Annotated in this window: 11 protein-coding genes; 3 read left to right on the top strand and 8 right to left on the bottom strand. The window is 62.2% G+C overall.

The features are described 5' to 3' along the window. Positions 1-8: 8 nt before the first annotated feature. From BFF94_RS13240 to BFF94_RS13220, 5 genes are all read right to left on the bottom strand, one after another. Positions 9-1,934 carry an extracellular solute-binding protein gene (locus BFF94_RS13240; RefSeq protein ID WP_128847432.1) on the bottom strand — a complete coding sequence of 642 codons (1,926 nt, stop codon included), beginning with the start codon at positions 1,932-1,934 and terminating at the stop codon, positions 9-11. A 159-nt stretch (positions 1,935-2,093) separates the two neighbouring features. Further along, positions 2,094-2,777, bottom strand: coding sequence for a TonB family protein (locus BFF94_RS13235; protein WP_246637292.1), 684 nt, complete (start codon positions 2,775-2,777; stop codon positions 2,094-2,096). A gap of 86 nt (positions 2,778-2,863) precedes the next feature. After that, positions 2,864-3,283, bottom strand: coding sequence for an ExbD/TolR family protein (locus BFF94_RS13230; protein ID WP_006750545.1), 420 nt, complete (start codon positions 3,281-3,283; stop codon positions 2,864-2,866). A 22-nt stretch (positions 3,284-3,305) separates the two neighbouring features. Then, positions 3,306-3,917, bottom strand: a complete 612-nt coding sequence (locus BFF94_RS13225) for a MotA/TolQ/ExbB proton channel family protein (protein ID WP_128841983.1) — start codon at positions 3,915-3,917, stop codon at positions 3,306-3,308. 95 nt (positions 3,918-4,012) lie between these two features. Next, positions 4,013-6,715, bottom strand: coding sequence for a TonB-dependent receptor plug domain-containing protein (locus BFF94_RS13220; protein WP_128841982.1), 2,703 nt, complete (start codon positions 6,713-6,715; stop codon positions 4,013-4,015). Positions 6,716-7,355: 640 nt separating this feature from the next. On the opposite strand from BFF94_RS13220, the gene BFF94_RS13215 reads away from it, so the two are divergent. Continuing rightward, positions 7,356-7,676, top strand: a complete 321-nt coding sequence (locus BFF94_RS13215; protein ID WP_128841981.1) for a hypothetical protein — start codon at positions 7,356-7,358, stop codon at positions 7,674-7,676. Positions 7,677-8,464: 788 nt separating this feature from the next. On the opposite strand, the gene BFF94_RS13210 is transcribed toward BFF94_RS13215, so the two are convergent. After that, the gene (locus BFF94_RS13210) at positions 8,465-8,950 is read right to left on the bottom strand and encodes an aminoacyl-tRNA deacylase (protein WP_128841980.1); all 486 of its coding nucleotides are present in this window, start codon (positions 8,948-8,950) and stop codon (positions 8,465-8,467) included. Between the two features lie 101 nt (positions 8,951-9,051). Continuing rightward, the gene (locus tag BFF94_RS13205; protein ID WP_128841985.1) at positions 9,052-10,026 is read right to left on the bottom strand and encodes a cysteine synthase A; all 975 of its coding nucleotides are present in this window, start codon (positions 10,024-10,026) and stop codon (positions 9,052-9,054) included. Between the two features lie 142 nt (positions 10,027-10,168). Between BFF94_RS13205 and BFF94_RS13200 the strand changes: the two genes are divergently transcribed. Next, positions 10,169-10,657, top strand: a complete 489-nt coding sequence (locus BFF94_RS13200) for an adenosine-specific kinase (RefSeq protein WP_128841979.1) — start codon at positions 10,169-10,171, stop codon at positions 10,655-10,657. Between the two features lie 347 nt (positions 10,658-11,004). Continuing rightward, the gene (locus BFF94_RS13195) at positions 11,005-11,292 is read left to right on the top strand and encodes a YciI-like protein (protein WP_128841978.1); all 288 of its coding nucleotides are present in this window, start codon (positions 11,005-11,007) and stop codon (positions 11,290-11,292) included. Between the two features lie 13 nt (positions 11,293-11,305). Here the strand turns inward: BFF94_RS13195 and corA are convergent, their stop codons facing one another. Then, positions 11,306-12,283 carry a magnesium/cobalt transporter CorA gene (gene corA / locus BFF94_RS13190; RefSeq protein WP_128841977.1) on the bottom strand — a complete coding sequence of 326 codons (978 nt, stop codon included), beginning with the start codon at positions 12,281-12,283 and terminating at the stop codon, positions 11,306-11,308. Between the last annotated feature and the right edge of the window lie 29 nt (positions 12,284-12,312).

Below are 12,312 nucleotides of genomic sequence, written 5' to 3'. Positions count from 1 at the left end.
TCTGTCGCTCAATGCGCCTTGGCCGCTGGGGTCTGCGCCGCTTGCGGCTTCGCGTACCAGTAGCTGATGACCCAATCCTCGTACTGGTAGGTCGCCGGCACGATCTTTGGAAATCCCATCCTGGCCTTGTAGCCGATGCGTGCGCCCGGCGCGTAGTACTCGGGCACGAGGTAATACGAGTTGATGAGCACGCGATCGAGCGCGCGAGTCGCCGCTTGCAGGTCTTCGATCGTGGTGGCGGCAAGCGCGGCGCGAATCAGCGCGTCGACCGCCTTCGAGCGGATGCCCGAATAGTTTTCCGAACCGATCTGCGAAGCCGCCGCGCTGCCGAAACGGCGTTGCAGCTCCGCGCCGGGAATCGTCACCGGCGGATAGATGAAGGTCGTCATGTCGAATTCGAAGTTGTCGAGGCGCTTCTGGTACAACGCGCTGTCGATCTCGCGCATGTGCGCCTCTATGCCGAGCACGCCGAGCGCCTGCATGTACGGCAGGATCAGGCGATCCATACCGGGCTGATCGTCCATGATCTCGATGGTCATCGGCGTGCCCTTCGCGTCGCGCAGCGCGCCGTCGCGGTAGTGCCAGCCGGCTTGCGCAAGCAGATCGCGCGCGACGCGCAGATTGCCGCGCAATGAATTCGGCGCGATGGTGTCGGGCTGCTTCGTCATCGGCCCGAATACCTCGGGCGGCACGCTGTCGCGATACGGTTCGAGCAGCGCGAGTTCCTTGTATCCGGGCAGGCCGGTCGCGCCGAACGGGCTCGCATCGAAATAGCTATGCGTGCGCCGGTATTGCCCGTGAAACATCATGCGGTTCATCCAGTCGTAATCGAAGGCCATGCTCAGCGCGTGGCGCACGCGCACGTCCCGGAACATCGGCTTGCGCTGATTGATCAGCATGCCCTGCATCTGCGCGGGGCCGTCAGCGAATTCGCCCTTTTTCAGCATGCCGTTCGTGAAGTTCTTGCCGACGTACTTGCGGGCCCACTGCGTCGCGCTGTATTCGACGACCACGTCGGCGTCGCCGGCCTTGAAGGCTTCGAGTTGCGTGTAGTGATCGCGGTACAGCTTGAACGTGATACTCGCGAAACGGTACATGCCGCGCCGCGACGGCAGATTCGCGGCCCAATAGTTCGGATTGCGGCGGAAGGTAATCTGCTTGTCGTTCTTGCGCGACTCGACCAGATACGGGCCGCTCGCGATCGGCGCCTCCGAGGCGATCTGATCGAACGGCGGGCGCGTGCCGTCGGCGCGCATACCCCACTTGCGCGAGAAGATCGGCAAGTCGCCGGCAATCAGCGGCGCCGAGCGTTCCGCATGCTTGAAGTCGAAGCGGACGGTTGCGTTGTCCACCACGACCGCGCGTTTGATCGCCGCGAACTCCGCGTTGAACATCGGCGAAGCCTGCGGACTCGTCAACGTATCGAACGAGTATTTGATATCCGCCGCGGTGATCGGGTCGCCGTTCGAAAAGCGCGCGGCCGGGTTGATGTGGAAGGTCGCCGAACCCAGGTCGGCGGCAACTTCCACGTCATCCGCGATCAGCGGGTACTCGGAGGCCAGTTCGTCCCAACTGCGCTGCATCAGCGTGTCGAACATCAAGTGCCGGATATCGGGAGCCGGCGCGCCGCGCACGAGGAATGGATTCAGCGAATCGTAGGTTTGCAGCTCGTCGTAGTTCTGGAAGCTGAGCGCGCCGTCGGCGGGCGCGCCGGGATCGGCGTAGTCGAAGTGCGCGAAATCGGCCGGGTATTTGGGCTCGTCGTATTGAGCAATCGACGGCCTCGCCTGCGCGGGCGCCGCGCTCAAAGCCAGAGTCGCGGCTAGCGCCATCATCCATGCCGCGCTCAGGCTCGGCAGTGGCACGCGCGTTAGTGGGGGCACGCGCGTTAGCGGGGGCACGACGCGCGGCCAGCGAAACTTCACAAGTCTCATCTTCGGAATGCGTGTGGATGCGTGTGATTGCGTGTGGATAGGCGCCGGCTCACAGGCCGGCTTGGTACGTCGTGCACTACACCGAACCGGCGCAAGGACGGCTTGCGGCCGTCGCTCGCGCTCCCTTCACAGACGCGCGTTGCCGCCCGCGCGCCGTGCTTACTGGTCGTCGTCGCTCGCGGCGGTCTTGAACGAGAACGCCACTTCACCGACGTAAGCCTCCGCGTTCTTCTCGCATCGATACGACTTCGCCGCGCTGATGACCGCCTCGTTGAACACCGAGGTGGGTGGCGTGACGCGCACGATCTTCACGTCGTTCACGCTGCCGTCCGGGCTGATCGACAGATGCGCGATCACGGTCGCCGAGATGCCCTCCTGCAACGCGCGGCGCGGAATCTGCGGCTGCACGGCCTGACAATGGCCGCGGCCGTCGACCACGCCATGCAGCGCTGGCGGCGCCGCGGGCACGGGCGGCGCGGCCGGAGCCGTGGCCGGTCCGGGCGTGGCGTTCGCCGTCGCGAGGGCGGGCGCATTCGCGTTCGGATTGGCAGCCGGTGCGATGTTGGCGGGCTTCGGCGTGGGCGACGGCATCGCCGGCGGCGGCTTGGGCGTCGGCAGCGGCTTCGGCTGCACCTGCTTGGGCACGGGCTTGACCGGCGTGGGCGCGGGCGGCGGCTCGATCTTCTTCACTTCCGGCGGCGGCGGCGGTGGCGGCGGGGCCATCTCCACTTGCATCACCTTGCGCGCGGGCGGCGGCTCCTGCTTGAAGCTCACCTGCGAAAGTCCGGCGACGATCAGCAGCTCGACCACGAGCGCCACTCCCACGGCCGTCTTCATGGACATGCGGCCATGATGCGCCGGCGTGGACTCTGCCCAGAGTGCGCCGTTCAGGCGACTTCGCGGGTCTTTCATGTCGAGTACCGGAGAGTTCATGTCGTCGGATTGGTCGCCAGTGCTACCGAGCTGATGCCCGCCGCGCGCACCAGGTCCATGACCTTGACGATGTTCTTGTAGCTCGTGCCTTCGTCGCCGGCGATCGCCACGTCGACCTTCTTCGAATCGTGGACGAGCCCTTCCAGATGCGCGGTCAACTCGTTCGGCGTGACGGGCTTCGCATCCAGATAAATCTCGTCGCTTTTGGTGACGCCGATCGACACCTTCACCGTCTGCTGCAACTGCTCCGCCGTGCTCGATTGCGGCAGATCGAGCTTGATGCCCGCGCCCTGAATCATCTTCAGCGTGGCGAGCATGAAGAACACCAGCAGGAACATCATGATGTCGATCATCGGAATGATCTCGATGCGCGCCTTCTCTTCCGCGCCCAGGTAATGGCTGCGATGGTTACGCATGATCCTTCTCCTTGACGGTTCTTCAGGCGGCGAAGCGCGACACGAGCAGCGACTTGATCAGGTCGAACTGATTGACCGTCATGCGGATGCGCTTGTTGAAGTAGTTCAGGAAGATCACGCAGATGATCGCAATGGTCAGCCCGCACGCGGTAGCCGTCAGCGCGTGGCCGATGCCGCCCGTCACGCCGTTCGGGTTCGAGGTGCCGCTCGCGCCGAGCACGTTGAACGACTCGACCATGCCGATGATCGTGCCGAGCAGGCCGAGCAGCGGGCCGAGCGTCACCGCCGTATCGAGAATCCACAGATTGCGGTCGAGGCGCGGCATCTGGAACATGATGGTTTCCTCCAGTTCGCGCTCCACCACCGCTTCCGGCTTGCCCTGCACCTTCAGCGCGCTCTTGACGAGTTCGCCCTGCACGGTTTGCTTATAGTGTTCGGCGACCTTCTGCGCGTCGCCCAGATTGGCCGGCTCGACCATCTTCAGATCATGTTCGAGCGTCTTGCCCGCCTTGACCGCTCGCGAGAAGAATATGAAGCGCTCGACGATAATCGAGATGCCCAGCAGGAAGATGAAGGCCAGCAAGGGAATCAGGCCCATCGATTGAACGGAATAGTTGATAAGGGTATTGATCACGGGGAACTCCTTATTACGTGTCTAACAAAGGCAAGCCGCTCCGGTCTCGATGACGGAGCCGGAGCGGCCGACTGACTAAACGGACTGCTGGTGCATCAGAAGCGGTACGTCGCGCCGACCTGGAAGAAGCGGCCGATGTTGGTGTAAAGCGACTGGTCGTAACCGGTGATATCCGGGGTGGCCTGCCACTCCACGTCGAACGGCGGCTTGCGGTCGAAAATGTTGTTGATGCCGCCGTAGATCGTCCAATGCTTGAAGCCGCGATACGTCGCCATCAGGTTGAACTGGCTATACGAGGCGACCGACAACGTGCCGCCGTCGCCGAACTCGGCCGCCACCGCATTGGTGTACGGGCCGGTGTATTGCCAGGTCAGCGTGGTGGTGAACTTACGGTAGTCCCAGCTCAAGCTCGTATTGCCCTTCCAGCGCGGATTGCTGGCGCCGAACGGTTGCAGCAGCGCGAGGTTGTTGCCGGCGAAGTCCTGGGTCGGCGCGCCCGGGCTGTTCAGCTTGAAGTGCCACACGTACGCCCAGTCGCCCGCCAGGGTGAAGGTGCCGTACTTCGTGCCGACCGACTTGCGGAAATTCATGTCGAAGCCGTCGGTGTCGAGCGAGCCGAGGTTGACGAACTGTTGCTTGATGTAGGCCACCGTGCCGTCGGGATTGCGGATTACCGTGGCCGGGTTGTTCGCATCCATCACCGCGTTCGGATCGTTGACGCCGATCACGCCGTCGATGTGAATCTTGTAGAACGCCGCGCCGATATCCGTGGACGAGTCCGGTGAGAGCTGGAAGCCGATGTTGTAGTTCTTGGTGTGCTCAGGCTGCAGATTCGGATTGCCGTTGGTCTGCTCGGTCGTGAAGTGCTTGGTCGGCACGCCACTCGGATCGTTGGGATCGACCAGGTTCTGGTGGCCGAGATACACCGCCTGCGAGTTTTCAACCAGCGTCGGCGCACGGAAGCCGCGACTGTACGACGCGTAGGTCGTGAGCGCCTGCACCGGCTGGAAACGCAGCGCGAAGCTCGGCGAGAACGCACCGCCAAAATCGCTGTAGTGGTCGTAACGGCCCGCTTGCGTGAACGTCAGGTTGCGGATGATCGGAATGTCGACCTGGTAGTAAACGGCGGCCACGTTGCGCGAACCGTTGACCGTCTGAATGTTGGCCGGCGCGGTGATGCCCTGCGAGGTATAGGTGCGCGAGTTGATCAGCGAACTCTCGTGACGGAACTCCGTGCCGAAGCCGACGCCGACCGGGCCGCCCGGCAGATTGAACAGGTTGCCGGTCGAGGTCTTGGCGGTCACGCTGTCGAGCTTGGAGATCGCCTGCTCGTAGTCGTTCTGGAACACGCCGTTCAAGCCATTCGGCGTGGCCGACGGATTCGAGAAATTGAAGCTGCCGTTCTGCAGGATGCTCTCCACGCCCGCCACGTTCAGCATGTTCTGGTAGGTGGTGTCGACCGTGCTTTGCGAGTGGCCGTAATCCGCGGACCAGTCCCAGTCGCCGAACTTCTTCGTGGTGAACGAGCCCTTCACGCCGGTCGAGGCACGCCAGAAAGTCGATACCGTATCGGCCGAAACCGTATTCGGGAACGTGTAGCTGATCGGCGTCGCGACGCCGAAGGGGTTGTACGGGTTGCCCGCCGAGACGGTGCGCGAGAGCGGCAACGCCGAACCGGTCGCTGGATTGAACGCGTTGGTCGTGCTGGAGAGCGCGGCCGGACCTTCGTTCTGCACCGTTTCGTTGCGGCTCACCCACAAGTCGGCGTAGGCCTGCACGTCGTCGTTGATCTTGAAGGTGCCGCGCACTTTCGCGTTCAAGCGCGTGATGCCCGGAACCAGCGAGGTGGTGCTGGCAGGATTCGATTTACACGTCGAGCCGCCGTTCGCCGACACGCTGCCGGGCGGGCACGGGCTGAGCGCGACCCTGGTGCCGTCGGGCGCCGTCCAGTACGACTGCTGGTTCGGACCGAGCGGGCCGGCGAGGCCGCCGGGGAACTGGCTGAAGTCCTGATTGGCGGTAAGCGAGCGATCGGCGAGCGACGAGCCGCTGTCGCGGTAGTAGCTGGCCGCGGCTGTCACGTTGAAACGGTCCGAGTTCAGATCGCCGATGCCGCCGAGCACGCTGAAACTCCCTTGCGCGTCGCCGGGATGCTGCGCCTTGCCGAGCTGGCCGTCGATCTGCAAGCCCTGAAAGTTCTTCTTCGTGATGATGTTGACCACACCTGCGATCGCATCGGAGCCGTACACCGAAACCGCGCCGGTCTTCACGATGTCGATGTGGTCGACCATGTTGAGCGGAATCGAGTTGACGTCGAAGAACGTGTCGGTGAAGTTCACCGCCTTGCCGTAGTTCGCCACCCGCTGACCGTCCACCAGCACCAGCGTGTATTTCTCGCTGAGCCCGCGCAACGCGATGCCGCCGCCGCCCTGCGCGGAGCTGTTCATCGTCGTTTGTCCCCAGCTGCTGCCGGAGTTCGCGGACGTGCCGCGCAGAAAGTCCGCCACCGTCGTGTAGCCGCTCTGCTCGATCTCCTTCGGCGTGATGGTCTGCACTTCCGTGTTGCCGACCTTGTCCGACGTGCGGATCAGCGACCCGGTGACTTCCACGCGTTCCATTCTGGTCACGTTGCCCGCGTCCGTCGCGGCCGGTGCGGCTTCCGATGTCGTCGTTGCAGCGGTGCCACCGGTCGTGGCCGGCTGGCTTTGCGCGAACGCGGGAGCGGCGATAGCCGCCGACAACGCGAGTTCAGCCCAAAGGATTCTTTTGATGGCCAACGCCAATGCCCTTTGTTTCATTTTCCCCTTCTCACTCGTCAGTAAGACCACACCCTGTTGTGCAAAGAAAAGTCTTGTGAACTTCTCCGCTTGAGTTACAGCGACGACGCACCACTTTTTGCAAAAGTTGCCCCGAATCTGTGCAATGCACTAAAACGCGTAAATGCACATAAATGATTCAGCAATACATAGGCACTTGAGCTTTCTTAAAATCGCAATCGTTATTTCTTACAGAACAGTAAACAAATTACTTTCCAATTCATTTCGATCGCCAAAAACGCGGTCGCCCAGCAGAATAATGTTTTTTCCGCGAGCGATATCCTGCGTAATCACAAGACGCATTTTTCGGATACCTAAATGTTTATTTCTTGATTGCTCTAGAACTTTTGCTGTGCTGGCCCGACTGGGACAACCTCGAGGTGCGAGCCAGGACAGTCGACATCTTCGGCGACTGCCTCACCGGCTCCTCGGGAAATGCCTTATCGTCCGCGTTGTTGCCGCGGCTCGTTTCTTGTTATCGGGTGGCGGAAACATAGCAAGACAGAATCGCTCCGTCAAAATTTGTTTGATATAAGCAAACAAGTTTTCATGTGCCGTGGCGTATGAAGCTAAAAAACGGATGATCAGTGGGCGGCAATCCTCGCAACTTAAGGAGAGCTACATGACGGATTTGGAGGCGAATGCCTTGTGTGGTTTGGGTTGCAGCGGTCGAGGTCGACTACGCTCGGGCATGAAGCGGATGACATTATCAGCGATATGCGCCTTGCACCAGTTCGGCCTGGTTATGCACCACCACGAAGAAGCGGTCGAGCTCAGTCTGAACGCAGGCCCGGTTGCAGCCGATAGACCAGCTGATCAGTGTGGCGAAGTCCAGCTTGCGGCGCCGGCTGAAATGCCTCGGATCGTCAACATGACGCGTACGCAGTTCCGCCGAATGAAGGTAGCTGATGAACCCCCTCAATATATGGACAACCCGAGTTAATATCGTGAAATAGCGAGGATTGCGGCGGAACCAGATCGGAATCTCCGCCGCATCAACCCGAAAATTTCATTTCAAATTCGACTTGCAATCCGAATTGAAAGAATGAATTCGAATTTCAATTCATTCGTTTTCAAGGAATCGTTCCGGCCGGCGCGGCCCGGTGTCACACCGGAAAACCACGTGCCCGCAGGCTATGGAAATTGTCAGTTGAGCTGGCGCCACCTCGTGTTTCGGATGACGATTCACCGTTCGTTACACGGTGGTGTCAAAGGCGCTGTTCACTTGGGTGTAGAAGATAGCAAGGAAAAAATTTTGACGTCAAACTTTATTTGATGCCTGAATACAAAGTTTGGAGGGCTTCTTCGAGAAAACATTCCCGCAAGGACAAGTCAAACTTTTGTTATTGAGTTGTAATTTATTTGTATTGATATATGCCAAACCGGATATTGAGCAATATCAAACATATACGTCTGCTTATCTCCCTTGACACACCACACTGATCCGCCCCGGAAGCAACTGGCAGGATGTATCCCTTCGCCATGCCACCGCCGGCATCGATCGTCCAATGCCCTCGGTCACCTGCCTCGAGTCGGCCGACACCGCTTCCGCACGCGCCCGACGCATGACTGATATCCAAAAATTTTAATCTGGATTCCGATCCAAATCACCGACCAACATTCCTTGCACAATAATTTCGCACATCGAATCAACCACCGCACACAATACCCACCTACCCACGCGCACGACCATGCCGCTCACGCGTCGACACGCGAGCATGCGCCGAGCATTCAGGACTGCATCCCCTGCATCTTGTGCGAGAAATGCGCGCGCTCGGCCGTCTCCATCAGCGCCAGGAATTCATCCTGCATCATGTGGATCAGCGCTTCGTGGTCGCCGGCCTCGAAATAGACTTCCGGCTGCTGCGCAAGGCGTTCCTCGAGGAACGTCTTCATCCCGTACGCCATGCAGACCGGCGGCAACGCGCCCATGTCGCAATCCTTGAAGAGTTCGCGCAGTTCGATCTCCCGGGCGAGCACGAGATGGCGCCCCGTCTTCACCCAGAGATCCGACAGGCGCACGGCGTGCGTCGTCGGCAATACAGCGGCGACGTAGCCCTCGTCGTCCTCGAGCAGCACGGTTTTTGCAAGGCGGTCGCCGGGAATATGCGCGGCGGCGGCCGTCTCCATGCTCGTATGGCTATAGGGGTGGTACACGACTTCGTACCGCGATGACTTCTGGCGCAGGCAATCCTGCAGGGTGGCTGATACAGGCATGGCTCACCTCGTCTGGGCGAATCGGGCGAACGGAGTTCGCTCCGGATTAGTTCAGCATAGTTCGCATTCGGGCTGATGGAAATCGCCGCATCGCCCCTTCCTCATTCAGGATCCAACCCCTTTTCGCGCAGCCATTCGCGGTTGAACAGCCGCGCTCGATAGATGTCGCCGCGATCGCACAGCAAGGTCACGATCGTGTGCCCCGAGCCCATCTGGCGGGCAAGCCAGACCGCCGCCGCGACGTTGATGCCGCTCGATCCGCCCACGTACAGCCCTTCCTCGCGCAGCAGCCGGTAGACCATCTTCACGCACAGCGGATCATCGATCCGCACGGCGTCGTCGATCGGCGCGCCGGCGAGATTCGCGGTGACGCGCGTCGAGCCGATGCCTTCGGTGATCGAGTTGCCTTCGGCGCTGAGGTCGCCCGTTTTCACGTAACCGTAGAGCCCGCTGCCGTGGGGATCGGCCAGCACGATCCGGACCTCCGGATTCTGCTCCTTCAGGTAGCGACTCACCCCCGCCAGCGTGCCGCCCGTGCCGGTCGCGCAGACGAACGCATCGACCGTGCCCGCCGTGTCGTGCCAGATTTCCGGCCCGGTCGTCTCGTAGTGCGCCTGCCGGTTGACGACGTTGTCGAACTGGTTGGCCCACACCGCGTTGTCGAGTTCGTCGGCAAGCCGCCCGGCAATCTTCTGATAGTTGTTCGGGTCGCGGTACGGCGCCGCCGGCACAGGTCGTACATCGGCGCCGAGCGTGCGCAGGATTGCCATCTTGTCTGGCGATTGCGTGTCGGGAATCACGATCACGCAGCGATAACCGCGCGCCGCGCAGATATGCGCAAGACCGATTCCCGTGTTGCCCGCCGTGCCCTCGACGACGGTGCCGCCCGGTTTCAGCGCGCCGCGCTGCTCGGCGTCGCGGATGATGTAGAGCGCCGCGCGATCCTTCACCGATCCGCCCGGATTCATGAATTCAGCCTTGCCCAGGATCTCGCAGCCCGTTTCCGCGCTGAGCTTCGCCAGCCGGATCAGCGGTGTGCGCCCCACGCAGTCGACGAAGCCTTGTCGCACGTCCATGTTCCCCTCCTCGGCATTCGCGCTCGCGCGCCATACACAACGAAGGATAGGACGCGCCCGCCGCTTTCGGCGCCGGTCGCCGCGTACTAAGCTTGGAGAGCCCATTGCGGCGCGCGCGCCGCATCGCCAGACGAGGTCCGCCATGCTGCAATTGCAAACCGTCGCCGTCGACAAGCCCGAGGCCGTGAATTTCATCCTCGGCCAGTCGCATTTCATCAAGTCCGTCGAGGACATTCACGAGGCGCTGGTCGGCACCGTGCCCGGCATCCGTTTCGGGCTCGCGTTCTGCGAGGCATCGGGCAAGCGGCTTGTGCGCCGTTCCGGCACCGATGCGGAGCTCGTCGAACTCGCGTGCCGCAACGCCCGCGCGATCGGCGCCGGTCACGCGTTCATCGTATTCCTCGGCGACGGTTTCTATCCGGTCAACGTGCTCAATGCGATCAAGGCCGTGCCGGAGGTCTGCCGGATCTACTGCGCGACCGCGAACCCGACCGACGTGATCGTCGCGGAAACCGCACAAGGACGCGGCATCGTCGGCGTCGTCGACGGCTTTCCGCCGCTCGGCATCGAAAACGACGACGACGAGCGCTGGCGCAAGGACCTGCTGCGCACGATCGGATACAAGGCGTAGACGCGGGCCGCCCCGATCCGGCGCCGGCGCATGCCCCCCGGCTGCGGCCGGTTCATGCGGGAGACGCCGCGGCTTGACCGTGACTCGCCGCCGGGTGCGGCGCGGGATGCCCGGCCGATGTGCCGCCGCCTCGTTCTATAAGCCGCAAAGGCCTGTGCGTCAAAGGCGCGTTCGCGGCCGGAATTTCAGGGCGCACGGAAATCTGACCGTTAGTTGCATTCAAGAGAACGGGGATACGCTTCCGCTCGCGCCGCGACCGCCCGGCTGTCCTATACTGGCCGCAGCAGACTGACCGACGGCCGACCCGACGCACCGGCCGCTGCCGCCGACTCTTCCCGGAGCAACGCATGCATTACCAGCTGATTTACGACCTCGTCGACGATTACCTGTCGCGGCGCGAACCGTTCCGCGCCCAGCACCTCGCACTCGCGCAGGCCGCGACCGAGCGCGGCGAACTCCTGCTCGCCGGCGCGCTGGCGGACCCGGCCGACCAGGCCGTGCTCGTGTTCGAAGGCGATTCGCCGGAAGCGGCCGAGTCGTTCGCGCGTGCCGATCCGTACGTGCAGAACGGCCTCGTGAAATCGTGGCGCGTGCGTCCGTGGCGCGTCGTGATCGGCACGCACGCGCCGCGCTAGGCGCGAGGAAGGACTACAGCCACCCTGCCCGCTTGAAGCGCAACCACAGCCCGAGGTCGGCCGCGAGCATCACCGCGATGCAGCCGTAGAAACCGTATTTCAGGTGCAGTTCGGGCATGTTCGCGAAGTTCATCCCGTAGATGCCGGCGATCATCGTCGGAATCGCGAACAGCGCGGCGAACGAGCCGAGCCGTTTGGTCACCTCGTTCTCCGCGAGCGAGATCATCCCGAGGTTGACCTGGATCGCCGTCACGACCATCTCGCGCCGCCCTTCGATCGTCTTCACGATCCGCTGCAGATGGTCGTACACATCGCGAAAGTAATGCTCCATCCCGCTGCAGACCTGCGGGATGCGCCCGCCGGTGAGCTTCGCGAGCGGTTCGACCAGCGGCGCCGTGTGCTGGTGCAGCATCACGAGCCGGCGCTTCAGCGAATAGAGATCCTCGATGATCGCGCGCGACGACGCAGGCGTGGCCTTCGTGAAGATGCGGTCCTCGAGTTCCTCGAGCTCGGCGCCGAGCGTTTCGAGGATCGGGAAATAGCGGTCGACGACCTGGTCCATCAGCGCATAGAACACGAACGCCGAGCCTTCCTGCAGCAGATGCGGCTCGCGCTCGCAGCGCTTGCGCACGTCGCGGAAGTCCTGCTCGGTATGGTTGCGGATCGACAGCACGTAGTTCGGGCCAACGAACACGTTCAGTTCGCCCACCTTGAGTTCGCCGTCTTCGTCGAGCTCGACCATATGCAGCACTGCGAACAGCGAATCGCCATACTCCTCGATCTTCGGCCGCTGATGTCCCTTGCGGGCGTCCTCGAGCGCCAGCTCGTGCAGCGCGAACTCCTCGCCCATCAGGTCGATTTCCTCGGGCGTCGGATCCTTCAGCGCGACCCACACGAAGCATTCGGGCTTCGACACGTAGTCGCTGATGGCATCGATATCGATGTCGGCCAGCTTGCGGCCGTCCTGGTATGCAGCACAATTGATCAGCATAGTGTCCGTGATGTTGCGGTTTGCGCATC

Source organism: Burkholderia catarinensis (assembly GCF_001883705.2).
Lineage (GTDB): Bacteria > Pseudomonadota > Gammaproteobacteria > Burkholderiales > Burkholderiaceae > Burkholderia > Burkholderia catarinensis.
The sequence above is the reverse complement of the archived record's forward strand: the minus strand, read 5'-3'. Positions and strand labels throughout refer to the sequence as shown.

Bases quoted from the DNA above. Each gene is read 5' to 3' on its own strand.
- BFF94_RS13240 (WP_128847432.1), bottom strand. From the start codon at position 1,934: ATGAGACTTGTGAAGTTTCGCTGGCCGCGCGTCGTGCCCCCGCTAACG.
- BFF94_RS13235 (WP_246637292.1), bottom strand. From the start codon at position 2,777: ATGTCCATGAAGACGGCCGTGGGAGTGGCGCTCGTGGTCGAGCTGCTG.
- BFF94_RS13230 (WP_006750545.1), bottom strand. From the start codon at position 3,283: ATGCGTAACCATCGCAGCCATTACCTGGGCGCGGAAGAGAAGGCGCGC.
- BFF94_RS13220 (WP_128841982.1), bottom strand. From the start codon at position 6,715: ATGAAACAAAGGGCATTGGCGTTGGCCATCAAAAGAATCCTTTGGGCT.
- BFF94_RS13215 (WP_128841981.1), top strand. From the start codon at position 7,356: ATGACGGATTTGGAGGCGAATGCCTTGTGTGGTTTGGGTTGCAGCGGT.
- BFF94_RS13210 (WP_128841980.1), bottom strand. From the start codon at position 8,950: ATGCCTGTATCAGCCACCCTGCAGGATTGCCTGCGCCAGAAGTCATCG.
- BFF94_RS13205 (WP_128841985.1), bottom strand. From the start codon at position 10,026: ATGGACGTGCGACAAGGCTTCGTCGACTGCGTGGGGCGCACACCGCTG.
- BFF94_RS13200 (WP_128841979.1), top strand. From the start codon at position 10,169: ATGCTGCAATTGCAAACCGTCGCCGTCGACAAGCCCGAGGCCGTGAAT.
- BFF94_RS13195 (WP_128841978.1), top strand. From the start codon at position 11,005: ATGCATTACCAGCTGATTTACGACCTCGTCGACGATTACCTGTCGCGG.
- corA (WP_128841977.1), bottom strand. From the start codon at position 12,283: ATGCTGATCAATTGTGCTGCATACCAGGACGGCCGCAAGCTGGCCGAC.